This is a genomic window from Micromonospora sp. NPDC048169 (genome assembly GCF_040652815.1).
Taxonomy (GTDB): Bacteria; Actinomycetota; Actinomycetes; order Mycobacteriales; family Micromonosporaceae; genus Micromonospora.
Map to the genome: position 1 here is coordinate 1 of NZ_JBEZMS010000050.1, position 26032 is coordinate 26032.

Consider the following 26032-nt stretch of genomic DNA (forward strand, 5'->3'; position numbering starts at 1 on the left):
TCGCAGAACCAGATACCGGAGACCTCTTCAGTTGTCGATCACCGCCACACCCTGACCTCGACGCTGCCAGCCCGACTTACGAAACACGCCTTAGTGGTCTTCATCGCTGACGAGGCTGCGCTCCGCGGCACCGTCACCGAAGGTCTCCTCCAGCACCGGAGACCAGAAGGCGAGGCTGCTGCCAGATCGGCTCGTCCGGGCCGGCGGTCAACCTGCCCGGCGGTCAACGCCCCTGTCGTTCTGCGGCGGCCCCTTGGGCTTCCCGCTTCCGCGCCAGCCGCCGGGCGTGTTGCGTGGCCGGAGTCGCAGCGCCAGCGGAGCGACGGACGCGCGCCCAGGCGGCGGCGCGTGCGGCCCGTTCAGGGCCGTCTGGAAGACGTACAGAAACTTTGAACATCGCCGGCAGCCGGCTTGTCCGGTCTCGGAACCTGCCTGACACATCGGTATCAGAACCTGGGTGACACTCCGCCGAGTGTTGGTGGAGATGAGCGTGATGGAACAGCGGTATCGGGCCGTCCAGGATGCTGCTGGTGGTGAAGGGTGGGCGCGGCAGGTTTCGAACCTGCGACCCCTCGCTTGTAAGGCGAGTGCTCTCCCACTGAGCTACGCGCCCGGAACGCCCGTACGGCGGGCCGGAGCGGCCAGCTTACCTGCCCGCCTCCGGCCCCGCGCAACGACGTGCCTGGGGTGTGGGACTCAGGCGGCGACGGCCTCGGCCAGCGCCTTGCGCCAGCCCTGCTGGTCGCGCGCCTCGCCGGGCATGTTCATCTCGGCGAACCGGACGACGCCGGCCTTGTCGATGACGAAGGTGCCCCGGTTGGCGATGCCCGCGACGTCGTTGAAGACGCCGTACGCCTGCGCGACCGCGCCGTGCGGCCAGAAGTCGGCCAGCAGCGGGAACTGGTAGCCCTCGCGGTCGGCCCAGATCTTGTGGGCGTAAACGGAGTCGACGCTGACGGTCAGCACCTGGACGTCGTCGTTCACGTACTCGTTGAGGTTGTCCCGCACCTCGCACAGCTCACCCTGGCAGATGCCGGTGAAGGCGAGCGGGTAGAAGACCAGCAGCACGGTCTTGCGACCGCGGAAGTCGGAGAGCCGGACCTCCTGGTTGTTCTGGTCCTTGAGCAGGAAGTCGGGCGCCTCGGCGCCAACCTCGATGGGCATGCGTGCTCCCTCGGGATCGGGTCTGGAAATGATCAGCCTGCCACACCCGGCGACCGTGGTCGCCGGGTGTGCGGCGCGTCCCTACTTCTTGCTCTTCGACCCGCGCCGCATGACGAGGCGGGCGCCGCTCCAGTCGCGGCCGGCGTTGATGGTGGAGGTCTGCTGCAACCCGGCGGTCTGCGCGCTCTCGGCGACCTCGCTCGGCTCGACGTGTCCGTCGCGGCCGGCCTTCGGGGTCAGGAGCCACACCACGCCGTTGTCCGCGAGCGGCCCGAGGGCGTCGACGAGGAGCTCGAACAGGTCACCGTCGCCGTCTCGGTGCCAGACCAGAACCGCGTCGACAACCTCGTCGGTGTCCTCGTCGACGAGTTCCCCACAGCGGTCGGTCAGGGCGTCCCGGAGATCGGTGTCTACGTCGTCGTCGTAGCCCATCTCCATGACGACCATGCCCGGCTCGATACCGAACCGGTCCGCCAGGCTGCGTACCCCGTCGGCCTGGCCAGCGGTCGCGCTCACTGTCGAGTGCCTCCTCATCTCATCCCTGCTCGTGGCGTCGGGTGACACCGTCGGGCTCAGTCCACACAGTTGCGGCTCGCCGCGCAAGTGGCGCACCGGGTGGAACGGAATTTACCGTGCCAGCAGCGTACGGGCACCCTCGGTGATGGCTTCCGCTGAGACCAGAACCTGACGGGCGGCCGGACCTAATGGTACAAACGAGTCAAGTCCGGCCACGCGCCGCGCGGCACCGACGTACCCGGTGTCGACCAGCGCGGACAGCACACCCTCGCCCACTCCGCCGGACCGCCGCGTCTCGTCCACCACCAGCACCCGGCCGGTCGCCGAGGCCTCCCGGATGATGTCGGCCACCGGCAGCGGGGCCAGCCAGCGCAGGTCCACCACCCGGCTGCCCACGCCCTCCTCGGCCAGCGTGGCGGCGGCACGCAGCGACATCCGCACACCGTTACCGAAGGTGATGATGGTGAGGTCCTCGGCGGAGCCGACCCCGTAGACGCGGGCCCGCCCGATCGGCACGTGGCGGTCCCCCCAGGCGCCCGGTTCGGCGTACTCGGCGGTCCACTCCTCGTCACCGTCCGTGTGCAGGTCACGGACGTGGTAGAGCGCGACCGGCTCCACGAAGACGCAGACGCTGCCGTCCACCCGGGCCGCCGCCAGGCAGGTACGCAGCATCGGCGCGGCGTCGTCCGGCCGGGCCGGCACGGCCACCACGAGCCCCGGTACGTCGCGCAGCGCCCCCAGCGAGTTGTCGGTGCGGTCGTGCCCGCCGAGCCCGTCCGGGGCCGCCAGGCCGGCCACCCGCACCACCATCGGGTTGCGGAACGCGCCCCGGGACAGGAAGCGCATGGTGGCCGCCTCGCCGCGGAGCTGGTCCTCGGCGCCGTGCAGCGACGCGAGGTGGCGGATCTCGGGCACCGGCAGCAGCCCGGCCAGGCCGGCGCCCAGCCCGAGCCCGAGGATCGAGGTCTCGTCGGGCAGCGTGTCGAACACCCGCGCCGCCCCGAACCGGTCCCGCAGTCCCCCGGTCACCCCGTGCGTCCCGCCCCGGGAGGCCACCTCGTGGCCGAACACCGCCATCCCGGGATGGTCAAGCATCCCGTCGGCGAGCGCGGCGGTGATGCTCTGCGCCAGCGTCAGCCGGCCGGTCAGCTCCGGCGGCTTGCCGCCGAACGCCTCGGCCCGCGCTCCGGCACCCGGCCCGGCCGCCCGTGCACCCGCCTCGGCGACCTCCCGGGACACCCGGACCGGCCGGCGCGGCGCGAGCTCCCGCACGATCTCGACCGGCGACGCGAGCTTCGGCTCGTCCAGCACCTCCTCGGCGACACGGCGCAGTTGCCAGCCCCGCTCGTCGTACCGGGCCAGCAGTTCCTCGCCACTGGCGTACCCGGAGGTCACCAGCAGCCGCGCGGTGGCCAGCAGCGGGTCGCGGTCCGCGTCCCCGTCATCCGGCTCCATCAGCCGGACGGCGCTCAGGTGCAGCACGGCGGGACGGCGCTGCTCGCGTACCCAGTCCGCCGCCTCGGCCGCGACCCGGTAGGTCGCGGCCACGTCCGTGCAGTCGGCGGCGAAGTACCGGATGCCGGGCCGGGACCGCAACGCGGTGGCCACCCAGCCCTCGGTGGAGGCGCCGGCGTCGGCGCAGACGAACAGCACCGGGATGCGCAGGCCGGTGTGGTCGTACCAGCCGGTCGTGTTGAGCGCGGCGGTGACCGTGGCCCGGTTGATCGCGCCGTCGTCGAAGGAGCAGACCACCACCGCGTCGGCGGGCCAGGACGCCGCCTCCGCCGCGCCCTCGGCAGGTCGCGCGCCGCGGCGCAGCCGCTCCAGCGCCAGTCCCAGGCCGACGGCACGCGGCAGGTGCGAACCGGCGGCCGAGGTGGTCGGCACGACCGCCAGGTCCGCGCGGCCGAACACCTTCGCCCGCCCGCCGGCGGCCGGCTCCTCGGCGGAGGCGACGATGCCGCGCAGCACGTCGCGCGCCGCCGCCGCGAACGCGTCGTCGGGCGCGGGCTGCGGCAGATCGGGTACGCCGACAGTCGCGTCCCCGTCCGCGTCCACGACCACCCCGGCCCCCACCGGAAGGCTCTCCGCCTCCCGCTCATCCGGGTCGACGTCGAGATCCTGGTACGAGACGGCCCCCAGCGGGGCACCTTCGCTCCGAGATCTTCCTGGTTCCCGGGGAGCGGAACGGTCGTCTCGGACAGCAGGAGCGGGGTGGGGATCGGCGTCGGAGTCGGTCGCGGGCGGCAGGTCCGGCGGGGTGGACGCGGCAGGGATCGGCTCGCCGGGTGAGGTGCCCGGGGCGGCGCCCGACGCGGGCGGCGGGGTGGCGGGGAAGGCGCCGGCGGCCTGGGCGGCGCGCAGGCAGTAGAACGCGCCGGAGCGGGCGTGCAGCAGCGCGGGGTCGGTCGGCCGCAGCGCGGCGGCCACCGCGGCGTCGCCCTCGTGCCCGGCCGACTGGATCGTGAAGTACCCCTCACCGAAGCCGGACAGCCACCGCCCGGCCAGGTCGAGCAGCCGGCTGGTCGACTGCGCGTCGAACAGCGCCAGCGCCTGCGAGCCGGTCAGCGGCCCGCCGTCGGGCAGCGGTTCGCCCAGGTCGCGCCGCTGGTCGGGCGCACCGAGCGCGGCCAGTGCGGCTCGGAGCCGGTCGTCGAGATCTTGCGGGGTGCTCACGCGGACAGCATTACCGACTCCGGCCCGCCGCGCCCAGTCGGACACGTTCCGCCCGGCGTGGCTCAGACCTCGCCGCAGTCCTCCGGGCAGCCGCCGTCGGAGACCTTGAAGACCAGGTCACGCAGCGCGGCCAGCTCGGCGGTGCTCAGGCCGTCGAGCAGCCGGGGGTCGGACATGACCTGACCGACCCGCTCACGGACCTCCCGGCCGCGCCGGGTGACCACCAGCGCCTTCTGCCGCCGGTCGGCCGGGTCGGTACGGCGTTCCACGAGCCCGGCCCGCTCCAGCTTGTCGGCCAGGCCGGTGACGTTGGACCTGTCGCAGCCGAGCTGCTCGGCGAGGTCACGGGCGGGCAGCGGGTGGTCCGGGTCGAGTTCGTGCAGCGCGCGGGCGGCGGCCGGGGTCAGTCCCAGCGCGGCGATCCCCTCGTCCTGGTGGTGCCGCATCGCGGCGGCGACGTGCAGGATCCGGCGCACCGTCTCCCCGGCCAGTTCGGCCCGGTCGCGGACGGTGGGAACGGTGGAATGCGCCATCCGTTCATGTTATGGGCGAGTCGATCTTCAATCAGCCGAACGGTGAGGCACCTCATGCAACCGATTGCCGATCATGAGGCGCTGTTCGGCGGAAATTCCCGCCCGGTCGTCCGCCCTTCACCTGGCGGCCATCGACGTCCGTGAGGCTTCCCGGAGTCGACGAACCGGACTCCGGGGAGGAACGTGGCTCTGTCCCGACGTACCATTTTGCTCAGCGGCGCGGCGCTCGGCGCCGCCGGCGCGGCAGCCGGCCTGCCGCTCGCGGCCGCCGCGTCGCCGGGCCCGCTGCGACGCGACCCGTTCACGCTCGGCGTGGCCTCCGGCGACCCGGACCACGACGGCTTCGTCCTCTGGACCCGGCTGGCGCCGGAGCCGCTGGCCGAGGACGGCCTGGGCGGGATGCCGTCGCGGGTCGTGCCGGTGGCCTGGGAGGTGGCCGCCGACGAGCGCTTCCGGCACGTGGTGCGCCGCGGCGTGGCCCTGGCGCGGCCGGAGTCGGCGCACAGCGTGCACGTCGAACTGGGCGGCCTGCTGCCCGGACGGGAGTACTTCTACCGGTTCCGCGCCGAGCGCTGGCTGTCCCCGCCCGGGCGGACCCGCACCGCCCCGGCGCCGTGGCTGATGCCGTCCGCCCTGGCGATGGGCTTCGCCTCCTGCTCGCAGTACGAGCACGGCTACTTCACCGCGTACCGGCGCCTCGCCGAGACCGAGCCGGAACTGATCCTGCACCTCGGCGACTACCAGTACGAGTACGCGCCGGACACGTACAACGTGCCCGGCGGCAACCCGCGCGACCACGAGGGGCCGGAGACCCGCACGCTGGCCAACTACCGGCAGCGGCACGCCCAGTACAAGACCGACACCGACCTGCAGGCGGCGCACGCTGTCGCGCCCTGGGTGGTGGTCTTCGACGACCACGAGGTGGAGAACAACTGGGCCGACGAGGTGCCCGAGGCGCCCGACCCGGACTTCCTCGCCCGGCGGGCGGCGGCCTTCCAGGCGTACTACGAGAACATGCCGCTGCGCCGCACCTCGATCCCGCGCGGCATCGACATGCGGCTCTACCGGCGGGTGCGCTGGGGCCGGCTGGCCACCTTCCACATGCTCGACACCCGGCAGTACCGGGACGACCAGGCGTGCGGCGACGGCTACAAGAGCTGCGACGCGGCGTCCGACCCGGCCCGCTCGATCACCGGCGCCGCCCAGGAGGCGTGGCTGCTGGACGGCTTCCGCCGCTCCGAGGCGCGCTGGGACCTGCTCGGCCAGCAGGTCTTCTTCGCCCAGCGGGACAACAACTCGGGCCCGCTGACGGTGACGAGCATGGACGCCTGGGACGGGTACGTCGCCTCCCGGGACCGGATCACCAGGGGCTGGCTGGCGGCCGGGGTGCGCAACCCGGTGGTGCTCACCGGCGACGTGCACGCGCACTGGGCCAGCGACCTGAAGCTGGACTACGCCGACCCGACCTCGCGGACGGTCGGCAGCGAGCTGGTCTGCTCGTCGATCACCTCGACCGGTGACGGCGCGGACTCGCCCACCGGCTCGCACCCGTGGCTGGCGTTCAACCCGCACCTGCGCTTCCAGAACAACCTGCGGGGATACGTCCGGACCACGATCACCCCGACCGAGCTGACAGCGGACTTCGACGTGTTGCCGTACGTGAGCCGGCCGGACGCGCCCGCGTACACCCGGGCCCGGTTCGTGATCGAGGACCGGGTGCCCGGGTTGAACCTGACGTACGACCGCCCGCCGGCCGCGGCACGCACCGCCGCCCCCGGCGTCGACCAGGGCCGGCAGACGGTGGAGACGGAGACGGTCCGCCCGTGACGGCGCGGCCGGGCCGGGCGCGTCGCGCCCGGCCCGGCCGTCAGCCGGCCAGGAACGAGAAGCGCACCTGACGGTCGGGGTTGTCGCCGTTGGTGTCGACCAGGCAGATCGACTGCCAGGTGCCGAGCTGGAGGCGCCCGCCGAGCACCGGCAGCGTCGCGTACGGCGGCACGAACGCCGGCAGCACGTGGTCGCGGCCGTGCCCGGGCGAGCCGTGCCGGTGCCGCCACCTGTCGTCGGTGGGGAGCAGGTCGTCGAGCGCCCGCAGCAGGTCGTCGTCGGACCCGGCGCCGGTCTCGATGATCGCCAGCCCGGCGGTGGCGTGCGGGACGAAGACGTGCAGCAGGCCGTCGCCGGCCCCGGACACGAACCGCTCGGCCTCGCTCGTGATGTCCCGGACGGCCGGCCGGGAGCCGGTCCGGACGGTGATCACCTCACTGCGCATAGGGCGCATTCTGCCGCAGCGTCCGACTCCGCGCCGCGCCCGCCGATAGCGCATCCCGTGATCGCGCAAAGTTACCGACGGGTACCTGTGTTCAGCGTCGCGTCTGGGGGTGGGAGAGGTGACGGCACGCGCCACCAGGGGGCAGGATGGCGCTAGAGACCTATCCCACACGAAACCGAGGGAACGCCTGTGGCTACGGAACGCAAGCGCCCGGTGATCACCGCTGGTCTGCCGAGCCAGCTTCCGGACATCGACCCTGAAGAGACCAGCGAATGGGTCGAGTCACTCGACGGTGTCATCGACGAGCGCGGGACAAAGCGAGCCCGGTACGTCATGCTGCGCCTGCTGGAGCGGGCCCGCGAGCGGCAGGTCGGGGTGCCGTCACTGACCACCACCGACTACATCAACACGATCCCGCCGGAGCGCGAACCGTGGTTCCCGGGTGACGAGCACGTCGAGCGGCGGCTGCGGGCGTACATCAGGTGGAACGCCGCGATGCTGGTGCACCGGGCGCAGCGCCCGGAGATCGGCGTCGGCGGCCACATCTCCACGTTCGCCAGCTCGGCGTCCCTCTACGAGGTGGGCTTCAACCACTTCTTCCGGGGCAAGAACCACCCCGGCGGCGGTGACCAGATCTTCTACCAGGGTCACGCCTCCCCCGGCATGTACGCGCGGGCGTTCCTGGAGGGCCGGCTCAGCGAGAACCAGCTCGACGGGTTCCGGCAGGAGCTGTCGCACCCCGGCGGCGGGCTGCCGTCGTACCCGCACCCGCGCCTGATGCCGGACTTCTGGGAGTTCCCCACCGTCTCCATGGGCCTCGGGCCGCTGAACGCGATCTACCAGGCGCGGTTCAACCGCTACCTGCAGCACCGCGGCATCAAGGACACCTCCCAGCAGCACGTCTGGGCGTTCCTCGGCGACGGCGAGATGGACGAGGTCGAGTCGCTCGGCGCGATCGGCGTGGCCGCCCGCGAGGAGCTGGACAACCTCACCTTCGTGATCAACTGCAACCTCCAGCGCCTGGACGGACCGGTCCGCGGCAACGGCAAGGTCATGCAGGAGCTGGAGGCGTTCTTCCGGGGCGCCGGCTGGAACGTCATCAAGGTCGTCTGGGGCCGGGAGTGGGACCCGCTGCTCGCCGCGGACACCGACGGCGCGCTGGTCAACCTGATGAACACCACGCCCGACGGTGACTACCAGACCTACAAGGCGGAGTCCGGGGCGTACGTGCGGGAGCACTTCTTCGGCCGCGACCCGCGGACCCGCAAGATGGTCGAGCACCTGTCCGACGACGAGATCTGGAACCTCAAGCGGGGTGGCCACGACTACCGCAAGCTCTACGCGGCCTACAAGGCGGCGATGGAGCACACCGGCCAGCCGACGGTGATCCTCGCCAAGACGATCAAGGGCTGGACGCTCGGCTCGCACTTCGAGGGCCGCAACGCCACGCACCAGATGAAGAAGCTGACGCTGGAGGACCTGAAGCTCTTCCGCGACCGCCTCTACCTGGACATCCCGGACAAGTCTCTGGAGGAGAACCCGTACCTCCCGCCGTACTACACCCCGGGCGAGAAGTCGGACGAGATCACCTACCTGAAGGACCGGCGTCAGCAGCTCGGCGGCTACCTGCCCACGCGCAGCACCGCGCGCAAGACGCTGGCCATCCCGGGCAGCGAGCGGTTCGCCGACGTCAAGCGCGGGTCGGGCAAGCAGAAGGTGGCCACCACGATGGCCTTCGTCCGCCTGCTCAAGGACATCATGAAGGACAAGGAGTTCGGCAAGCGCTGGGTGCCGATCATCCCGGACGAGGCCCGTACCTTCGGCATGGACTCGCTCTTCCCGACCCAGAAGATCTACTCGCCGCACGGCCAGCGCTACACCGCCGTGGACCGGGACCTGTTCCTGTCCTACAAGGAGTCGACCACCGGCCAGATCCTGCACGAGGGGATCAACGAGGCCGGGTCGGTGGCCTCGTTCACCGCCGCCGGCACGGCGTACGCCACGCACGGCGAGCCGATGATCCCGCTGTACATCTTCTATTCGATGTTCGGCTTCCAGCGCACCGGCGACGGGTTCTGGGCGGCGGCGGACCAGATGGCGCGGGGCTTCGTGCTCGGCGCGACCGCCGGCCGGACCACGCTCAACGGTGAGGGCCTCCAGCACGAGGACGGCCACTCGCTGCTGCTCGCCGCCACCAACCCGGCGGTGGTCTCCTACGACGCGGCGTTCGCCTTCGAGCTGGCGCACATCGTGGAGAACGGCCTGCACCGGATGTACGGCGAGGCGCAGGAGAACATCTTCTACTACCTCACCATCTACAACGAGCCGATCTTCCAGCCGGCCGAGCCGGAGGGCGTGGACGTCGAGGGCATCGTCAAGGGCATCCACCGCTACTCCCCCGCGCCGCAGGTCGGCGACGACGCGCCGAAGGCGAACATCCTCGCCTCCGGCACCGGCATGCAGTGGGCGCTCAAGGCCCAGCAGCTGCTCGCCGAGGACTGGGGCGTGTCCGCCGACGTGTGGTCGGTGACGTCCTGGACCGAGCTGCGCCGCGACGCGGTCCAGTGCGAGGAGCACAACCTGCTCAACCCGGGCGAGGAGCCGCGCGTGCCGTACATCGCGCGGAAGCTGGCCGACGCCGACGGGCCGAAGGTCGCGGTCAGCGACTGGATGCGCGCGGTACCGGACCTGATCGCCCGCTGGGTACCCGGGGACTACACCTCGCTCGGCACGGACGGCTTCGGCATGTCGGACACCCGGCACGCGCTGCGCCGCCACTTCCACGTGGACGCCGAGTCGGTGGCGGTGGCAACGCTGCGCCAGCTCGCGCTGCGCGGCGTGGTGCCGGCGCACGTGCCGGCCGACGCCGCCCGCAAGTACGCGCTGGACGACGTCAACGCCGCACCGGTCGGCGAGACCGGCGGCGACAGCTAGTACCCGTCACATGAGAAGGGCCCGGCGCCAGGTGCGCCGGGCCCTTCTCGTCCCCCGATGCGACGACGGCCCGGCGTCCCTGGCGGGAACGCCGGGCCGTCACAACGCGGGCGACGCCGGGACGGGCTCGGTCAGCCGACGGCGGCCAGGTCGGTCAGCCGGGCCAGCGAGTCCTCCAGGTCGGCGCCGACCCGGCGCAGGCCGAGCCGGAGCAGGGCCGCCTTGACGGGTCCGGCCGGCCACCGCACCACGATCAGGCGTACGACGCTGCCGCCGTCCTCCTCGTCCGGGGTCAGCTGGACGTAGATCTCGGTGCGTGCCTCGGCCCGGGCGCCGGCGCCCTTCGCGCGTTCACGCCAGCCGATCAGCGTCGGCTCCTGGAAGGCGATCACCTCGGCCTCGTGCGCGGCACCGCGTCCAGCCTGGACCAGCTGCCGCCGCCCGAATCCCTCCCCGGACAGGACCTCGGCCGCGCGGACCCCGGCCAGCCAGGCCGGCAACTGCTCGGCGCGCTGCACGACGTCCCAGACCACTTCCACCGGCGCCGCCACGTGTGCGCTGCGTTCCACGAGGATCATGAGTACTTTCCCCCACTTAAATCACATCCGCGATATTCGGCACTCTATGTGTAAATCGGACTTAAGCGGACGGGTTCGGAAAAGACACGCCGAACTCCCTTGCGCCACCCAGTCATCTCGGCCTATGGCGCAGCGGTCCGCGGAGCCCTAGAGTCGCGAGCACGCCTCACGTCCTGGAGGGTGGCTTGACGACCGCGATGCCCGAGTTCCCTGCCGGCTTCCGCTGGGGGGTCTCCACGTCCGCGTACCAGATCGAGGGTGCGACCACTGCCGACGGTCGCGGTCCGTCCATCTGGGACACCTTCGCCCACGAGCCGGGCCGGGTCGCCGACGCCAGCACCGGCGACCGGGCGTGCGACCACTTCCACAGGTACGCCGAGGACACCGCGCTGCTGGCCGGGCTGGGGGTGTCCGCGTACCGGTTCTCGCTCGCCTGGCCCCGGATCCAGCCGGCCGGCTCGGGCGCGGCAAACGCCGCCGGGCTGGACTTCTACGACCGGCTGGTGGACGGCCTGCTCGCCGCCGGGGTGGACCCGGTCGCCACGCTGTTCCACTGGGACCTGCCGCAGCCGCTGGAGGACGCCGGTGGCTGGCTGAACCGGGACACCGCCTCCCGCTTCGCCGAGTACGCCGACCTGGCCGCGGCCCGCCTCGGTGACCGGGTGAAGCTCTGGATCACGCTCAACGAGCCGTTCATCCACATGAGCATGGGCTACGGCATGGGCGTGCACGCTCCCGGCCGGATGCTGCTGTTCGACGCCTTCCCGGTGGCCCACCACCAGCTCCTCGGGCACGGTCTCGCGGTCGCCGCGCTGCGCGCCCGCACCACGTCACCGGTGGCGATCGCCAACAACTACTCCCCGGTGCGGGTCGCCGGCGACACCGACGCGGACCGGGCCGCCGCGGCGGCGTACGACGCGCTGCACAACCTCCTGTTCACCGATCCGCTGCTCGGGCGCGGCTACCCGGACGCGCCGGGCATGGACCCGACGATGATCCGCGACGGCGACCTGGACGTCATCGCCGCCCCGATCGACGTGCTCGGGGTCAACTACTACAACCCGACGGGCATCCGGGCGCCCGAGGCGGACTCGCCGCTGCCGTTCGACATCGTGCCGCTGGAGGGCTACCCGCGCACCGCGTTCGACTGGCCGGTGGCCCCGGACGGCCTGCGGGACCTGCTCCTCCAGCTGCACGAGCGGTACGGCGACGCGCTGCCGCCGGTCCAGGTCACCGAGAGCGGCTGCGCGTACGACGACGCGCCGGACGCCGACGGCCTGGTGCACGACCCGGAGCGGATCGCGTACCTGGACGGGCACATCCGCGCGGTACGCGAGGCGATGGCCGAGGGCGTGCCGGTGACCGGGTACTTCGTCTGGTCGCTGCTGGACAACTGGGAGTGGGCAGAGGGCTTCACCAAGCGGTTCGGCCTGGTGCACGTCGACTTCGACACGCAGCGGCGGACGCCGAAGTCGTCGTACACCTGGTTGCGGGACCTGGTCCGGCGATGACCACAGTGAACCCGACGCCGGCCTCGCTGCCGGCGGCGCTCGCGGAGCCGACAGTGCCGGTGCGGCGCGGCTGGATCGCGCTGATCTTCGCGGCCAACCTGGGCGTCTGGATGGCGTTCTTCACCCCGATCCAGGTGCTGCTGCCGCAGCAGGTGGAACGGATCGCCCCGGCCGACAAGGAGGCCATGCTGGCGGTGGTCACCGGCATCGGCGCGCTCGCCGCGGTGCTGGCGAACCCGCTGGCCGGGGCGCTGTCCGACCGCACCTCGCTGCGGCTGGCCAACCGGCACTTCGGCCGCCGGCACGTCTGGACCGCGCTCGGCGCTGTCATCGGCGCGCTCGCCCTGGTGCTGCTGGCCCGGCAGAACACCATCGCCGGGGTGGCGGTGGCCTGGGTCGCCGCGCAGGTCTGCTTCAACGCGATGCTGGCGAGCCTGACCGCCGCGATCCCGGACCGGGTGCCGGTGGCGCAGCGCGGCGGCGTGTCCGGCTGGGTCGGCATCCCGCAGGCGCTGGGCCTGGTGCTCGGCGCGGTGCTGGTCACCGCGGTGGTCACCGGAAACGCGGCCGGGTACGCGGCGATCGCGCTCGCCGTGCTGCTGCTCTCGCTGCCGTTCGCGCTGCTGACCCAGGACGACCACCTGCCCCGGGAGCACCGCTCGCCGCTGCGGCTGCGGTCGCTGTTCGCCTCGATGTGGATCAGCCCGCGCCGCCACCCCGACTTCGCCTGGGCCTGGTTCACCCGGTTCCTGGTGCAGACCGGCAACGCGCTGGGCACGCTCTACCTGCTCTACTTCCTCACCGACGGGGTGCGGGTGGCCGACCCCGAGGGCTCACTGCTGGTGCTGATCCTGCTCTACACGGTCGGGATGATGCTGACCGCCGTGGTCGCCGGGCGCATGTCCGACCGCTCCGGCCGGCGCAAGGTCTTCGTGATCACCTCCGGGCTGATCATGGCGGTGGCGGCGGTGCTGCTGGCGGTGGCGCCGACCTGGTCGATGACGGTCGTGGCGGCGCTGCTGCTCGGCGCGGGCTATGGCGTCTACCTGTCGGTGGACGCCGCGTTGATCACCCAGGTGCTGCCCACCGCCACCGACCGGGCCAAGGACCTCGGCGTGATCAACATCGCCAACTCGGCGCCGCAGGTGCTCGGGCCGGCGCTGTCCGCGCCGATCGTGGTGCACCTCGGCGGCTACCCGACGCTGTACGCGGTCACCGCGGCGGTCACCCTGCTCGGCAGCGCCCTGGTCGTGAAGATCAAGTCGGTGCCCTGACCCGGCCCCCTGCCGGAAACCCGTAGCGGCCCGCCGTAGGCTGGGGGGCGTGACGGTACGTGTACGCTTCGCCCCTTCCCCGACCGGTATGTTCCACGTCGGCGGCGCCCGTTCGGCGCTGCAGAACTGGATCTTCGCCAAGCAGCAGGGCGGGGTGTTCGTGCTGCGCATCGAGGACACCGACGCGGCACGCAACCGGCCCGAGTGGACCGAGGGCATCCTGTCCGCGCTCGACTGGATCGGCATCGCGCGGGGCAGCTACGAAGGGCCGTACTTCCAGTCCTCGTACGCGGGTGAGCACCGAGCCGCCGCGCAGCGGCTGTACGAGGGCGGCCGGGCCTACTACTGCGACTGCACCCGCGAGGACGTGCAGGCGCGTACCGGGCCTCAGCAGCGCGGCTACGACGGCTTCTGCCGCGACCGCGACCTGGGACCGGGCGAGGGGCGGGCACTGCGCTTCCGTACGCCGGACGAGGGCGAGACGGTGGTGGTCGACCTGGTCCGCGGCGAGCCGACGTTCGAGAACAAACTGATCGAGGACTTCGTCATCGCCCGCGGCGACGGCTCCCCGGTGTTCCTGCTGGCGAACGTGGTCGACGACATGTCGATGGGGATCACCCACGTGATCCGGGCCGAGGAGCACCTGCCGAACACCCCGAAGCAGCAGCTGCTGTGGGACGCGCTCGGTGTGAAGCCGCCGATCTGGGCACACGTGCCGGTGGTCGTCAACGAGAAGCGGCAGAAGCTGTCCAAGCGGCGGGACAAGGTCGCGCTGGAGGCGTACCGGGACGAGGGCTACCTCGCCGACGCGATGCGCAACTACCTGATGCTGCTGGGCTGGGCGCCCTCGGGCGACCGGGAGATCGTGCCCTGGTCGGTGATCGAGGAGGAGTTCCGGCTGGACGAGGTCAACCCGTCCCCGGCGTTCTTCGACGAGAAGAAGCTGCGCGCGTTCAACGGCGACTACATCCGGGCACTACCGGTGGCCGACTTCGTCGAGGCGTGCCGGCCGTGGCTCACCGGCACCGACACCATCGCCCCGCCGCCGTGGCAGCCCGACGAGTTCGACCCGGCCGCGTTCGCGGCGGTTGCCCCGCTGGCCCAGACCCGGATCGCGGTGCTCAGCGAGATCGTGCCGAACGTCGACTTCCTGTTCCTGGCCGACCCGCTGATCGACGAGGCGGCCTGGGCCAAGGCGATGAAGGAGGGCGCCGCCGAGCTGCTGGACGCCGCGATCGTCGCGTTCGAGGCGCTGGAGTCCTGGGACGCCGAGTCGCTGAAGGCCACGCTGGAGGCGGTCGGCGCGGAGCGCGGGCTGAAGCTCGGCAAGGCGCAGGCGCCGGTACGCGTCGCGGTCACCGGGCGCACCGTCGGCCTGCCGCTGTTCGAGTCGCTGGAGGTGCTCGGCCGCGACCGTACGCTGACCCGGCTGCGCGCCGCCCGCGTACGCCTGGTCTGAGCCACCGGCCCGCGTCCGGGCGCGTCGCGGCCGGGCAGCGGTATCCCTCGTGAGCGATATGCCTCTGAATCATCTTTATGACTCAGAGGCATATCCGTTCGCAGCGGTCGTTGCTCCGCGCTGGCTCACCGAGAGTGTTCGCCGCCGTTCAGCGGCGGGTCGCGCGGCGGCGCACCAGCAGCCCTCCCCCGAGCGCGAGGAGCACCACCACGGCCCCGGCCGCCCAGAGCCAGCCCGTACTCCCGCCGTCGTCCGCCCCGGCGGCTGCCGGGGTGGGGCTCGCCGGGGACGGCGCGGCGCTGGTCGGGACCGCACTGACGGTGGGGGCGGCGCTGGTCGGCGGCGCGCTCGCCGAGGGCGGGGTGCCGGTGGTCAGGGTGAAGCGGACCTCTCCCTTGATCGGATGCCCGTCGTCCGAGGCGAGACGGTAGGTCACGACGTAGAGCCCGGCCGGACCCGGCCGGAACGGCACGCTCACCCGCTTGCCGGAGAAGGCCGGTGCCCCGCCGGTAGCGGCCACGTTGTCCGGGCCGGTCACGGTGACCTCGGTGGTGGCCTCCTTCGGCGTGGCCAGGAACCGCAGCTCGATCCGCTCGGGTGCGGCGGCCAGCCGGGCCCCGTCGCGCGGGTCGCTGCCGGTGAGTGAGTTGTGCGCCGCGGCCGGCGCGGCCGGCAGCAGCGCCGACGCCGCCACCACCCCCAACACCACCGCCCAGGTACGCGCCACACGGGCGACCCTGCCCCCCATGGTTCCCTCCGTCCGGGTAGGATCCGGCCGATGATCATCGACCGTTCGTTGGTCGGTCTCAGCTCGCAGATAGTTCCAAATACTCTTCCACCTGCTGCGACCGAGCGCCGTTATGCGGAGTCTTGTGGTGGACACCGGTCCAGTGTGACCCGCAGCGGAAGCCAGCCATCGAACGGGGCGAGGAGGCGGCGATGATCCGAAGGGTGAAACGGCTGCTGGTCGCCGTGACCGGGAGCGTGGCGGCTCTGGCGTGCTCGCTGGCCCTGGCCGGCACGGCGGCGGCCCAGGCCGCGCCCAAGCCCAAGCCGGCCGCCCCGACCGGCGTGGACATCACCGGCGAACGGCTCGACGCGCCGCTGAAACTGCGCACCGACGTCAGCCCCAACGAGGTCAACCTGGTGATCGACCAGGTCAAGTGGCTGGGCACGACCGGTCAGCTGCGCGGCCCGGCCGCCAAGGACCTCGGTCCGAAATACACGGTGCTGGTGCTCGCCGCCGCCGGCCCGCAGCGCACCTACGACCTGTTCCCGCTGGCAAAGGGCGGTCCGCGGATCTACCGGCCGGGCAAGCAGCCGGATTCGAGCAGCACCCGGGCCGGCTGGTTCTTCGGGCGGCTCAACATGCCCGAGACGCTGCGCTCGGTCGGTGTGCCGATGCCGGCGCAGTTCGACACGCTCGCCGGCGGCGTCGGCGGCGGCGGGGAGCGGGTACTGCCGGAGGAGGCGCTCGACCCGGTGCAGGACCTCGACACCGCGCTCGGCGAACTCCAGCGGCTGCTGCTGCTCAACGTGGGCGTCGTGCTGGTGATCACCGCCGGGCTGGCCGGCATCGCGCTGCTGGTCCGCCGCCGCACCCGCTGAGGCCGGACCGGGCCTCGCCCGACCCGGCCGGAGCCGGATCAGCCCAGTCGGTGCCGCGTCAGCACCAGCGGCGCGGCGGACGCTCGCGGCGGATCGTGCGGTTACGCGGGCGTACCGCGCCGTGCCGGTGGGCGCCCGCCCAGCCCGCCAACTCGCTGCGGCAACTCGGGTCGGCAGGTCCGTCGTCGGCCAGGTGCACCGGCTCCGCCGCCCGCTGCCGGGGCACGCCCGGCTCGTCGTCGCCGCGTTCCGGCGACCGGCCGGCCGGCTGCTCGCCCTGGTGGTGCAGGCACGGCCGGCGCTGGTGCATGGCAGTCGCCGGCTGGTCGTGGCCCCGCCGGCAGGCCTCCCCCTGGGCGCAACCGTGCTCGGCCTCCCCCTGCGCCATCCCGGCCTCCCTCACGCGTCGCCCTCGCCTGCCCGGCCGGAGTCTGGCCCGCCGTGCCCTGACACCGTACTGGCCCGGCCGAACAAGATCGTCAGCGCGTACCGGTGCGGCTCGTCACGCCGCCCCGGGCCCGTCACCTCGACGTGCAACAGCTGGTCACGCCGTGTCAGGCTGGGGCGGTGAGCGAACCGGGCGGAACGGAGACGTCGGCGACGCTGCGCCGCATCGAACGGGCGGCGGGCGGGCTGGCCACCGCCAGCGTGGCCCGGATGGACGAGACGCTGCCGTGGTTCCGGGAGTTGCCGGCCGACCAGCGCTCGTGGGTCATGCTCGTCGCCCAGGCCGGTGTGCGCTCGCTGGTGCAGTGGCTGCGCCAGGGCGGCGGCGCGACCGACCGCACCCAGGAGGTGTCGGACGAGGTCTTCGCCGCCGCGCCGCAGGCGCTGGCCCGCACGATCAGCCTCCAGCAGACCGTGGCGCTGATCAAGGTGACCATCGACGTGGTCGAGGAGCAGGTGTCGGACCTGGCCGTGCCGGGCGAGGAGCAGTCACTGCGGGAGGCGGTGCTGCGCTTCTCCCGGGAGATCGCGTTCGCCGCCGCGCGGGTGTACGCCCGGGCCGCCGAGAGCCGCGGCTCCTGGGACGCCCGGTTGCAGGCGCTGCTGGTCGACGCGCTGCTGCGCGGTGACTCCCCCGACGTGCTGGCCAGCCGGGCCGCCGCGCTGGGCTGGACGGACGCGCCGCCGGTGGCGGTGGCGGTGGGCCGCTCCCCCGGCGGCGAGGTGGCCGCCGTGCTGCACACCGTCTACCGGCAGGCCCGGCGGATCGGCGTCGAGGTGATCGGCGGTGTGCACGGCGACCGCCTGGTGATCGTGCTGGGCGGGGCGGCCGATCCGGTGGCGGCCACGGAGAAGCTGCGTACCGCCTTCGGGGACGGGCCGGTGGTGGTCGGCCCGGCGGTGCCCAGCCTGGACGAGGCCACCGAGTCGGCGCGGGCCGCGCTGGCCGGGTTCCGGGCCGCGCCGGCCTGGCCGACCGCGCCCTGCCCGGTCGCCGCCGACGAGCTGCTCCCGGAGCGCGCGCTGGCCGGGGACACCGAGGCCCGCCGCCGGTTGCGCCACGACGTGTACGCGGCACTGGCCCGCTCCGGCGGTGAGCTGCTGGAGACGCTGGACGCGTTCTTCGCCGCCGGCGGCACGCTGGAGAGCGCGGCGCGGGCTCTGTTCGTGCACCCGAACACCGTGCGCTACCGGCTGAAGCGGATCGCCGAGGTGACCGGCTTCTCGCCGCTGGCCCCGCGCGACGCGTTCGCGTTGCAGGTCGCGGTGACGGTGGGCCGGCTCGACCCGGTGGCGCCGACGGCCTCCGATCGGCGATGACATCCGACGATCTTTGTAGGTTTCCTCCAAAGGTTCTAGTGCGGTTTCGTGCCGTACGTTACAGCGCGGCACGCCGCGATCCGTCAAAGTCGTACACGTGCTCGCCGTACTCTCCCCTGGACAGGGCTCGCAGAAGCCCGGTTTCCTCGCGCCGTGGCTCGACCTTCCCGGCGCCGAGGCGCGTCTGCGCTGGTGGTCGGCGCTGGCCGGGGTGGATCTGATCCACCTGGGCACCCAGGCGGACGCGGACGAGATCAAGGACACCGCCCGTACCCAGCCGCTGCTGGTCGCCGCCGCGCTGCTCGCCGCCGAGCACCTGCCGATGCACGACGTCGGGCTGGTCGCCGGGCACAGCGTCGGTGAGCTGGGCGCCGCCGCGCTGGCCGGGGTGCTGCCGGCCGAGGCCGCCGTGACGCTCGCCGGCGTACGCGGCCGGGAGATGGCCGCCGCCTGCGCGCTGGAGCCGACCGGGATGGCCGCCGTGCTCGGCGGCGACCCGGAGGAGGTGCTCGCCGCGCTCACGGCACACGGGCTGCACCCGGCCAACCGCAACGGCGCCGGTCAGATCGTGGCCGCCGGTCCGCTCGACGGCCTGGACAAGCTCGCCGCCGAGCCGCCCGCCCGGACCCGCGTCATCCGGCTCCAGGTGGCGGGCGCGTTCCACACGCCGTACATGGCACCGGCCGAGACCGCCCTCGCCGCGGTGGCCGCCGGTGTCCCGGCCACCGCCCCGGCCCGGATCCTGCTGTCCAACCTCGACGGCGCGGCGGTCGGGCACGGCCCGGAAACGATGCGGCGGCTGGTCCGGCAGGTCACCGCCCCGGTCCGCTGGGACCTGTGCATGCGTACGCTGGCCGACCTCGGCGTCACCGGCGTGATCGAACTGCCGCCGGCCGGCACGCTGGCCGGGCTGGTCAAGCGGGAACTCAAGGGCGAGGGCGCGCCCGAGATCGTCACCCTGAACACCCCGGCCGACCTGCCCGCCGCACGGCGGCTGATCGCCCGGCACGCCGGCCCCGCCGCCCGCCCGCCCGCGCCGTGGTTCCGGGTGGTGGTCTCCCCCGCCGCGGGCCGCCTCGACCGGTCGGCCGGGCCGGCCGAGGGCGCCGAGGTGAGCGCCGGCCAGGTCCTCGGCCACGTCGCCGGACCGCACGGGCCGGCCGAGGTGACCGCGCACGACAACGGGCTGCTCACCGAGTGGCTCGCGCACCACGACGACCCGGTCGCCCCGGGCCAGCCCCTCGTCCGCATCGGAGGAACGCAGTAAATGGCCGGCAGCCGGATCGTCGCGATGGGGCACTACCAGCCCTCCCGCGTCGTCACGAACGACGAGATCGCACAGATGGTCGACACCAGCGACGAGTGGATCCGGGACCGGGTCGGCATCGCCACCCGGCGGATCGCGGGCGACGAGACGGTGGCCGACATGGCCGCCTCCGCCGCCGGCAAGGCGCTCGCCAACGCCGGCCTGACCGCCGCCGACATCGACCTGGTCGTGGTGGCGACCTGCTCGTCGGCGGACCGCAGCCCGAACGTGGCCTGCCGGGTCGCGGCCAAGCTGGGCATCAGCGCACCGGCGGCGTACGACCTCAACACCGCCTGCTCCGGCTTCGCGTACGCGCTGGGCACGGTGGACCACGCGATCCGGGCCGGCGCGGCGCGTAACGCGATCGTGGTCGGCGCGGAGAAGCTCTCCGACCTCACCGACTGGACCGACCGCTCGACCTGCATCATCTTCGCCGACGGCGCCGGGGCGGCGGTGGTCACCGCGACCGCCGACGACGAGCCGTCCGGTATCGGGCCGGTGGTCTGGGGTTCCGCGCCGGAGAAGAGCGACGCGGTACGGATCGAGGGCTGGCAGCCGTACATCGCCCAGGAGGGGCAGTCGGTGTTCCGCTGGGCCACCACCGCGCTGGCCCCGCTCGCGCTGCAGGCGTGCGAGCGCGCCGGGGTGGACCCGTCGGAACTGGCCGCGTTCGTACCGCACCAGGCCAACGCCCGGATCATCGACGGCATCACCAAGCGGCTGAACATCCCGAACGCGATCGTCGCCAAGGACATCGTCGAGTCCGGCAACACGTCGGCGGCGAGCATCCCGCTCGCCCTGTCGAAGCTGGTCGAGCGGCGCGAGGTGCCCTCGGGCGCCCCGGTGCTGCTGTTCGGCTTCGGTGGCGGTCTGACCTACGCCGGTCAGGTCGTGCGCTGCCCCTGAGACCCCCTCGGGCGCGAACGCGCCGAGGCGTGTGGCCGGCGACGCCGGCCACCGGTAACCCCCGATGAGAGGAACCAACCGTAATGACCCGTGACGAGATCACCGCCGGCCTCGCCGAGATCCTCGAAGAGGTTGCCGGGGTGAACCCGGACGACGTGGCCGAGGGGAAGTCCTTCACCGACGACCTCGACGTCGACTCGCTCTCCATGGTCGAGGTCGTGGTGGCGGCCGAGGAGAAGTTCGGCGTCAAGATCCCGGACAACGAGGTGCAGAACCTCAAGACCGTCGGGGACGCGGTCAGCTACATCGAGGCGCAGTCCTGACCATGAGTCGCCCCGACGTCGTCGTCACCGGGCTCGGCGCGACGACCCCGCTCGGCGGGGACGTCGCGTCGACCTGGGACGCCATGCTGGCCGGCCGCTCCGGGGTGAGTGCGCTCACCCAGGAGTGGGCGGCGCAACTGCCCGTCCGGATCGCCGCCGAGCTGGCGGTCGACCCGTCCGAGGTGCTCGACCGGGTGAAGCTGCGCCGGCTGGACCGCTCGGAGGCGATCGCCATCATCGCCGCCCGGCAGGCGTGGGCCGACGCCGGCCTGACCGACGCCGCGCCGGACCCGGAGCGGCTGGCGGTGAGCGTGGGCTCCGGCATCGGTGGCGCCACCACCCTGCTCGCCCAGGACGACATCCTGGAGGCGTCCGGACCGCGGCGGGTCTCCCCGCACACCATCCCGATGCTGATGCCCAACGGTCCGGCCGCCTGGGTCGGTCTGGAACTGGGCGCCAAGGCCGGCGTGCACACGGTGGCCAGCGCCTGCGCCACCGGCGCGGAGGCGATCGCGCTGGGGCTGGACATCATCCGCGCCGGCCGGGCCGACGTGGTGGTGGCCGGCGGCACCGAGGCGGTCATCCACCCGCTGCCGATCGCCGGCTTCAGCTCGATGCGGGCCATGTCGACCCGCAACGACGAGCCGGAGCGGGCGTCCCGGCCGTGGGACTCGGGCCGCGACGGCTTCGTGCTCGGTGAGGGCGCGGGCGTGGTGATCCTGGAGCGGGCCGAGCACGCCGCCGCCCGGGGTGCCCGGGTGTACGCGCGCCTGGCCGGCGCGGGGATCACCTCGGACGCGTACGACATCGTGCAGCCGCACGCCGAGGGTGAGGGCGCCATCCGGGCCATCGCCCGGGCGGTCGCCGACGCGGACGTGGCCCGTACCGACATCGTGCACGTCAACGCGCACGCCACCTCCACCCCGGTCGGCGACATGCTGGAGATCGGCGCGCTGCGCCAGGCGATCGGCGACCACCCGGTGCTCACCGCCACCAAGTCGATGACCGGGCATCTGCTCGGCGCGGCCGGCGCGCTGGAGTCGATCGCCACCATCCTGGCCATCCGGGACGGCGTGATCCCGCCGACGATCAACCTGGACGACCCGGACCAGGGCCTGACCCTGGACGTGGCCGCGCACAAGCCGCGTCACATGGAGATCCCGGCGGCGCTGAACAACGCGTTCGGCTTCGGCGGGCACAACGTGGCGCTGGTCTTCACCCGCCCCTGATCGGATGTAAGGAAGGGCCCCTTCTTAACAGTCGCCTGTTAAGAAGGGGCCCTTTCTCTACCGCAGGCGTTAAGAGGGGGCCCTTCCTTACACCTCAGCGGCGGTTGCGGGGGTGCTGCCGGGCGGTCCGCTCGTTGCCGTGCCGGTAGTTGCCGGTCCACCGGGCCATGGTCAGCTGCGGATCGTCGCCGACCTCGGCCAGGAACTGCGCGGCCCGGCCACCGCGAAGCGTGCCGGCGACCCGGCCGTGATGCGTGATGACCACCGTGCCGTCGGCGCGCTCGACGTAGCGGAAACCGTGTGCTGCCTCTCCCATTCGCGCCACCCTGCCAGCCGGCCGCCCCGGGCCGCACCCGAGTTACGGCGGCGGTCAGGTACGGCAGGTGGTGGCGGGCAGGCCGGAGACGGGCACCGGGGAGCGGCCGGCCGGGCGGGCCTTGCCGGCGAGCACCGCGGCGAGCCCGGTCATCGAGGCGCGGGTGGACGAGTAGGTGGCCATCAGCGTCGGCGACTTCGCCCCGGACAGCACGTACGGCGTGTCCATCGCCACCGTCACGGCGGCGTCCGCGCGCAGGTCCTTCGCGCCGTCGCCGTACCCGACCAGGTGCACCACGGTGCCGCCGGAGGGCACCACCTTGACCCCGGCCGCGGTGAGCGCGTCGGTCAGCAGCTTGCGGGTGCGCTCCCGGCCGCCGGAGGACGTGACGCTCACCGGTCCGTTCACCGCGCCGCCGCACTTTCCGCGCAGCACCGTCACCGCGGCGGTGGCCAGGGCGTCGGCGGCCTTGTGGTGGGCGGCGCCGCCCAGCGTGGACAGCGCGGGCGTGTCCCGCCCGGCCAGCCGGAACTTCATGGTCAGCACCCGGGTGACCGCCTCGACCAGGCGGGCCCGGGGCAGCGAGCCGTCCTTGAGCGCGGCGCGCAGCCCGTCGTACGCCTGCTTGACGTTCGGGGTCATCAGGATGAGGTCGTTACCGGCGTTGAGCGCGCGTACGGCCGCCTCGCCCGGGGACCACTTCTTCGCCGGGGCCATGTTCATCCCGTCGGTGATCACCACGCCCTGGAAGCCGAGCTGGTCGCGCAGCACGTCGGTGAGCAGCTTGCGGGAGAACGTGGCGGCGGTGCCCGGGTCGACGGCCCTGACGTCCAGGTGGGCCGACATGACCGCCATCGTGCCGGCGCCGATCCCGGCCCGGAAGGGCGGGAACGCGAGGCGGTCCAGCTCGGCGCGGGACTGCTTGATCACTGGTAGTTCGGTGTGTGAGTCGTCGGCACTCAGGCCGTGCCCGGGGAAGTGCTTGACGACCGCGCCGACGCCCTCGGCCTGCAGGCCGCGTACCGCGCCCGCCACCTGCGGCGAGGCGGTCGCCGGGTCGGCGCCGAAGGAGCGGGAGCCGATCACCGTGCTGCGGGTCGCCAGCACGTCGGCGACCGGGGCGAAGTCGAGGTTGATGCCCATCGCGGCCAGCTCGGCCCCGGCGGCCCGCCACGCGGCCTCGGTCAGCGCCGGGTTCCCGGCGGCGCCGGCGGCGAGCGGGCTGGGCAGCAGCGTCACCCCGTCGGTGATACGGGTGACCACGCCGTACTCCTGGTCGGTGCCGATCAGGAAGGGCGCGGAGCCGGCGGGAAGCTTGCCGGCGGCGGCGCGGAGCCCGTCGGTGAGCGCCCGGACCTGCTTGGGGTTGTCCACGTTCGTGGTGGCCTGGTTGCCCGAGGTCGGGTCGTCGGCGCTGAAGCCGACCAGGATCACCCCGCCGAGCCGGTACTTGGCCACCATCTCGGCGGGGGTGTCGACACCGGCCAGCGCCCGGTTTCCGGCCGCCGAACCGGCTGAGACCTCGGTGGCCGAGCTGCCGTACGCGTACGGCATCAGCACCTGCCCGACCAGGTCCTCGTCGCTCAGCGTGCGGACGAGCGCGGCGGCCCGGGCGGCCGGGTCGGCGGTCGGCGGGTCACTCGGCGCCGGCGCGGCCGACGACGGCGCCGGGCTCGACGGCGCGGGCCGGGGCCGGTCCGGCCCGTCCGAGCACCCGGAGACGAGCAGCGCGGTCAGTGCGGCGAGCGCGACGGCGGAGCGCCGCGAGGAAATCGACACGCGGCCCACCGTATCGGGGCAACTCGACCTTCGTCACCCGACCCGGGTGAGCAGCGTGACCGGCGCACCGTCACCGGCGTACCGGTAGGGCTCCAGCTCGGCGTCCCAGGCGGTGCCGAGCGCCTTGTCCAGGGCGTGGGCCAGCGCCTCCGGGCCGCGCGCGGCGGCCATCAGGCTGCGCAGCCGGTCCTCGCCGAGCTGGATGTCGCCGGCCGCGCCGACAGCGGCCCGGAACAGGCCCCGACCCGGCACGTACATGAAGCGCTCGCCGTCGACGCCGGGACTGGGTTCCTCGGTGACCTCGAAACGGATCATGGGCCACTGCCGGAGGGCAGCGGCCAGCTCCGCGCCGGTCCCCGGGCTGCCGGTCCAGCCGCACTCGGCGCGACGGGCGCCCGGATCGACGGGCTGCGCCGTCCAGTGCAGGTTGACCGGCGCGGCGAGGACGCGCGCGATCGCCCACTCGACGTGCGAGCACACGGCGAGCGGGGTCGAGTGGACGTATACGACGCCACGCGTTGGCACGGTGACCTCCCGGTGAGCCGAGGTGCGTCTTCCCCTACGACCTCGTCCTGCCGAGCGGTCCCTGGCACACATGATGACTGTTGTGACTGGTGGTGCGCCAGCGAATCGGAAAATTCGCCGGACCCCGGGGGCGGGAAATACCCGGGCGGCGGACCTGGTTGTGCCCTCTGACGCCGCGATCACCAGCCAGGTGTCGTGGTCGTGTACAGTTCTCTGGGCGGTTCTGTGCCGCCGTACATCTTCGCGGGCCGGCGCTCATCCGGGCGTCATCCGCACAGCCCCCGGACGGCTTCCGTCCCCACCGTACGTCTGCAAGGAGTACCTCCGTGGCGAGCAACACCTCTAAGACCGCGCGCGCGTCAGTCCGGGCCGGCCAGGCTGGCCAGGGTGGCGCCCTCAGCGTGCTGGGCGAGTTCAAGTACCTGATCCCGCTCAACGGCGGCAAGCACGCCTACGTGCGCAACCTGACCAACGGCAAGACCGCGCACCTGCGCACCGACTCCGACGCCTTCGTCGAGGAGATCCGCGTGCTGGCCGCCGCCGGCCACGCCGCCAAGATCCGCGCCGAGATCAACGGCCTGGCCGCGTCCTACCCGGACCACGGCTGGGACGCCACCGAGAAGCGCCTGGTCGAGGCCGGTGTCTTCGAGGGCTGAGCACCCTCACCCGCACCACCGCTACCGCCCGCCGGGATCACCCGGCGGGCGGTTTCGCGTCTGCTCCTGCGGCAGCAGCGCCACCTCGCCCGTGGCCAGGTCGTAGAGGGCGCCCTCCACCGCCAGCTCACCGGCCTCCACCGGACCGGCGAGCCGGTCGTCGCGGCGCAACGCGGCCACGGTGCGCCGGACGTGGCGGCGGATGGCCAGCGGGTGCGCGTCCGGGTCGTCCACCCCGACGTCGGTCACCGCCGGGGCGATCCGGTCCACCACGTACGCCAGGTCCCCGCCGGGTCGCCGCCCGGCGCGCAGCGCCTCGACGGTCGAGCCGACCGCGCCGCAGCGCTCGTGGCCCAGCACCATCACCAGGCGTACGCCCAGTTGCTCCACCACGTACTCGATCGAGCCGCGGACGGCCCGGTCCAGCACGTGCCCGCCGGTACGGATCACGCAGATCGAACCGAACGTCTGGTCGAAGATCGCCTCCAACGGAACCCGGGAGTCGATACAGCCCAGCACCACCGCGTACGGCTGCTGGTCGCCGGAGGCCACCGCCGCGGCGGCGGTGACGTCGTGCCCGTGCACCGGCTGCCCGCTGACGAAGCGGCGGTTGCCGGCGAGCAGCTCGGCCAGCGCGGCACGCGGACTGGTGGTCGGCATGTCTCCAGCCTGGTCACCGATCCGACGACGTGGGGCCGGA

The 26032-nt window shown here is 73.1% G+C and carries 24 protein-coding genes and 1 tRNA gene; 12 read left to right on the plus strand and 13 right to left on the minus strand.

Going from position 1 to position 26032, the window contains the following annotated elements:
• Positions 1-541 precede the first annotated feature (541 nt).
• The 5 genes from AB0D28_RS27130 to AB0D28_RS27150 form a co-directional block, all read right to left on the minus strand.
• A tRNA-Val gene (locus tag AB0D28_RS27130) sits at positions 542-613 on the minus strand.
• Positions 614-696: 83 nt separating this feature from the next.
• Positions 697-1164 carry a peroxiredoxin gene (locus AB0D28_RS27135; RefSeq protein ID WP_128138072.1) on the minus strand — a complete coding sequence of 156 codons (468 nt, stop codon included), beginning with the start codon at positions 1162-1164 and terminating at the stop codon, positions 697-699.
• Positions 1165-1245: 81 nt separating this feature from the next.
• A complete protein-coding gene (locus AB0D28_RS27140) occupies positions 1246-1680 on the minus strand; it encodes a DUF3052 domain-containing protein (RefSeq protein ID WP_013287823.1) in 435 nt (144 codons plus the stop codon).
• 111 nt (positions 1681-1791) lie between these two features.
• On the minus strand, positions 1792-4356 hold the full coding sequence (locus tag AB0D28_RS27145) for a transketolase C-terminal domain-containing protein (RefSeq protein WP_357390299.1): 2565 nt from the start codon (positions 4354-4356) through the stop codon (positions 1792-1794).
• Between the two features lie 62 nt (positions 4357-4418).
• On the minus strand, positions 4419-4889 hold the full coding sequence (locus AB0D28_RS27150; protein ID WP_357390301.1) for a MarR family transcriptional regulator: 471 nt from the start codon (positions 4887-4889) through the stop codon (positions 4419-4421).
• A gap of 183 nt (positions 4890-5072) precedes the next feature.
• Between AB0D28_RS27150 and AB0D28_RS27155 the strand changes: the two genes are divergently transcribed.
• Entirely contained in the window at positions 5073-6716 is a 1644-nt protein-coding gene (locus AB0D28_RS27155) for an alkaline phosphatase D family protein (protein WP_357390303.1), read from the plus strand.
• Between the two features lie 40 nt (positions 6717-6756).
• Here AB0D28_RS27155 and AB0D28_RS27160 read toward each other — a convergent pair whose 3' ends face one another.
• Complete coding sequence (locus AB0D28_RS27160; protein WP_357390305.1) at positions 6757-7161, minus strand: secondary thiamine-phosphate synthase enzyme YjbQ; 405 nt, start codon at positions 7159-7161, stop codon at positions 6757-6759.
• Positions 7162-7350: 189 nt separating this feature from the next.
• Here AB0D28_RS27160 and aceE point away from each other — a divergent pair, with 189 nt between their 5' ends.
• A complete protein-coding gene (gene aceE / locus AB0D28_RS27165; RefSeq protein WP_357390307.1) occupies positions 7351-10095 on the plus strand; it encodes a pyruvate dehydrogenase (acetyl-transferring), homodimeric type in 2745 nt (914 codons plus the stop codon).
• Positions 10096-10226: 131 nt separating this feature from the next.
• Here the strand turns inward: aceE and AB0D28_RS27170 are convergent, their stop codons facing one another.
• Positions 10227-10673 (minus strand): SRPBCC family protein, encoded by a 447-nt coding sequence (locus AB0D28_RS27170; protein ID WP_357390309.1) that lies wholly within the window; start codon positions 10671-10673, stop codon positions 10227-10229.
• Between the two features lie 197 nt (positions 10674-10870).
• Between AB0D28_RS27170 and AB0D28_RS27175 the strand changes: the two genes are divergently transcribed.
• From AB0D28_RS27175 to gltX, 3 genes are read left to right on the plus strand one after another with little or no spacing between them, the layout of a single operon-like run.
• A complete protein-coding gene (locus tag AB0D28_RS27175) occupies positions 10871-12184 on the plus strand; it encodes a GH1 family beta-glucosidase (protein ID WP_357390311.1) in 1314 nt (437 codons plus the stop codon).
• Positions 12181-13458, plus strand: a complete 1278-nt coding sequence (locus AB0D28_RS27180) for an MFS transporter (RefSeq protein WP_357390313.1) — start codon at positions 12181-12183, stop codon at positions 13456-13458. The genes AB0D28_RS27175 and AB0D28_RS27180 overlap by 4 nt, the downstream gene beginning before the upstream one ends.
• Before the next feature lie 49 nt (positions 13459-13507).
• A complete protein-coding gene (gltX, locus tag AB0D28_RS27185; protein WP_357390315.1) occupies positions 13508-14917 on the plus strand; it encodes a glutamate--tRNA ligase in 1410 nt (469 codons plus the stop codon).
• A 148-nt stretch (positions 14918-15065) separates the two neighbouring features.
• Here gltX and AB0D28_RS27190 read toward each other — a convergent pair whose 3' ends face one another.
• Positions 15066-15665, minus strand: coding sequence for a copper resistance protein CopC (locus tag AB0D28_RS27190; RefSeq protein WP_357390317.1), 600 nt, complete (start codon positions 15663-15665; stop codon positions 15066-15068).
• A 191-nt stretch (positions 15666-15856) separates the two neighbouring features.
• Here AB0D28_RS27190 and AB0D28_RS27195 point away from each other — a divergent pair, with 191 nt between their 5' ends.
• Complete coding sequence (locus tag AB0D28_RS27195; protein ID WP_357390319.1) at positions 15857-16525, plus strand: hypothetical protein; 669 nt, start codon at positions 15857-15859, stop codon at positions 16523-16525.
• 58 nt (positions 16526-16583) lie between these two features.
• On the opposite strand, the gene AB0D28_RS27200 is transcribed toward AB0D28_RS27195, so the two are convergent.
• On the minus strand, positions 16584-16913 hold the full coding sequence (locus tag AB0D28_RS27200; RefSeq protein WP_357390321.1) for a hypothetical protein: 330 nt from the start codon (positions 16911-16913) through the stop codon (positions 16584-16586).
• Between the two features lie 104 nt (positions 16914-17017).
• Here AB0D28_RS27200 and AB0D28_RS27205 point away from each other — a divergent pair, with 104 nt between their 5' ends.
• The 5 genes from AB0D28_RS27205 (at position 17018) to fabF (ending at position 22056) form a co-directional block, all read left to right on the plus strand.
• A complete protein-coding gene (locus tag AB0D28_RS27205; protein ID WP_357390323.1) occupies positions 17018-18292 on the plus strand; it encodes a helix-turn-helix domain-containing protein in 1275 nt (424 codons plus the stop codon).
• A 97-nt stretch (positions 18293-18389) separates the two neighbouring features.
• Positions 18390-19559, plus strand: coding sequence for an acyltransferase domain-containing protein (locus AB0D28_RS27210; protein ID WP_357390325.1), 1170 nt, complete (start codon positions 18390-18392; stop codon positions 19557-19559).
• A complete protein-coding gene (locus AB0D28_RS27215) occupies positions 19560-20504 on the plus strand; it encodes a beta-ketoacyl-ACP synthase III (protein ID WP_357390327.1) in 945 nt (314 codons plus the stop codon).
• 83 nt (positions 20505-20587) lie between these two features.
• On the plus strand, positions 20588-20827 hold the full coding sequence (locus AB0D28_RS27220) for an acyl carrier protein (RefSeq protein ID WP_007072348.1): 240 nt from the start codon (positions 20588-20590) through the stop codon (positions 20825-20827).
• A 2-nt stretch (positions 20828-20829) separates the two neighbouring features.
• Positions 20830-22056: a beta-ketoacyl-ACP synthase II gene (gene fabF / locus AB0D28_RS27225; protein WP_357390329.1), complete on the plus strand. Its 1227-nt coding sequence runs from the start codon at positions 20830-20832 to the stop codon at positions 22054-22056.
• A gap of 94 nt (positions 22057-22150) precedes the next feature.
• Here fabF and AB0D28_RS27230 read toward each other — a convergent pair whose 3' ends face one another.
• From AB0D28_RS27230 to AB0D28_RS27240, 3 genes are read right to left on the minus strand one after another with little or no spacing between them, the layout of a single operon-like run.
• Positions 22151-22372: a hypothetical protein gene (locus AB0D28_RS27230; protein WP_357390331.1), complete on the minus strand. Its 222-nt coding sequence runs from the start codon at positions 22370-22372 to the stop codon at positions 22151-22153.
• A 54-nt stretch (positions 22373-22426) separates the two neighbouring features.
• Positions 22427-24151, minus strand: coding sequence for a glycoside hydrolase family 3 protein (locus tag AB0D28_RS27235; protein ID WP_357390333.1), 1725 nt, complete (start codon positions 24149-24151; stop codon positions 22427-22429).
• A 33-nt stretch (positions 24152-24184) separates the two neighbouring features.
• Entirely contained in the window at positions 24185-24676 is a 492-nt protein-coding gene (locus AB0D28_RS27240) for a DUF3145 domain-containing protein (RefSeq protein WP_135241468.1), read from the minus strand.
• Between the two features lie 326 nt (positions 24677-25002).
• On the opposite strand from AB0D28_RS27240, the gene AB0D28_RS27245 reads away from it, so the two are divergent.
• Positions 25003-25332, plus strand: a complete 330-nt coding sequence (locus AB0D28_RS27245; protein ID WP_013287842.1) for a hypothetical protein — start codon at positions 25003-25005, stop codon at positions 25330-25332.
• A 21-nt stretch (positions 25333-25353) separates the two neighbouring features.
• On the opposite strand, the gene AB0D28_RS27250 is transcribed toward AB0D28_RS27245, so the two are convergent.
• Positions 25354-25992 carry a carbonic anhydrase gene (locus tag AB0D28_RS27250; protein ID WP_357390335.1) on the minus strand — a complete coding sequence of 213 codons (639 nt, stop codon included), beginning with the start codon at positions 25990-25992 and terminating at the stop codon, positions 25354-25356.
• Positions 25993-26032: the final 40 nt, after the last annotated feature.

Excerpts from the sequence above, each read along its gene's own strand:
- AB0D28_RS27135 (WP_128138072.1), bottom strand. The coding sequence starts at position 1,164 with ATGCCCATCGAGGTTGGCGCCGAGGCGCCCGACTTCCTGCTCAAGGAC.
- AB0D28_RS27150 (WP_357390301.1), bottom strand. The coding sequence starts at position 4,889 with ATGGCGCATTCCACCGTTCCCACCGTCCGCGACCGGGCCGAACTGGCC.
- AB0D28_RS27160 (WP_357390305.1), bottom strand. The coding sequence starts at position 7,161 with ATGCGCAGTGAGGTGATCACCGTCCGGACCGGCTCCCGGCCGGCCGTC.
- AB0D28_RS27170 (WP_357390309.1), bottom strand. The coding sequence starts at position 10,673 with ATGATCCTCGTGGAACGCAGCGCACACGTGGCGGCGCCGGTGGAAGTG.
- AB0D28_RS27175 (WP_357390311.1), top strand. The coding sequence starts at position 10,871 with ATGCCCGAGTTCCCTGCCGGCTTCCGCTGGGGGGTCTCCACGTCCGCG.
- AB0D28_RS27180 (WP_357390313.1), top strand. The coding sequence starts at position 12,181 with ATGACCACAGTGAACCCGACGCCGGCCTCGCTGCCGGCGGCGCTCGCG.
- AB0D28_RS27190 (WP_357390317.1), bottom strand. The coding sequence starts at position 15,665 with ATGGGGGGCAGGGTCGCCCGTGTGGCGCGTACCTGGGCGGTGGTGTTG.
- AB0D28_RS27195 (WP_357390319.1), top strand. The coding sequence starts at position 15,857 with ATGATCCGAAGGGTGAAACGGCTGCTGGTCGCCGTGACCGGGAGCGTG.
- AB0D28_RS27200 (WP_357390321.1), bottom strand. The coding sequence starts at position 16,913 with ATGGCGCAGGGGGAGGCCGAGCACGGTTGCGCCCAGGGGGAGGCCTGC.
- AB0D28_RS27215 (WP_357390327.1), top strand. The coding sequence starts at position 19,560 with ATGGCCGGCAGCCGGATCGTCGCGATGGGGCACTACCAGCCCTCCCGC.
- AB0D28_RS27220 (WP_007072348.1), top strand. The coding sequence starts at position 20,588 with ATGACCCGTGACGAGATCACCGCCGGCCTCGCCGAGATCCTCGAAGAG.
- fabF (WP_357390329.1), top strand. The coding sequence starts at position 20,830 with ATGAGTCGCCCCGACGTCGTCGTCACCGGGCTCGGCGCGACGACCCCG.
- AB0D28_RS27230 (WP_357390331.1), bottom strand. The coding sequence starts at position 22,372 with ATGGGAGAGGCAGCACACGGTTTCCGCTACGTCGAGCGCGCCGACGGC.
- AB0D28_RS27250 (WP_357390335.1), bottom strand. The coding sequence starts at position 25,992 with ATGCCGACCACCAGTCCGCGTGCCGCGCTGGCCGAGCTGCTCGCCGGC.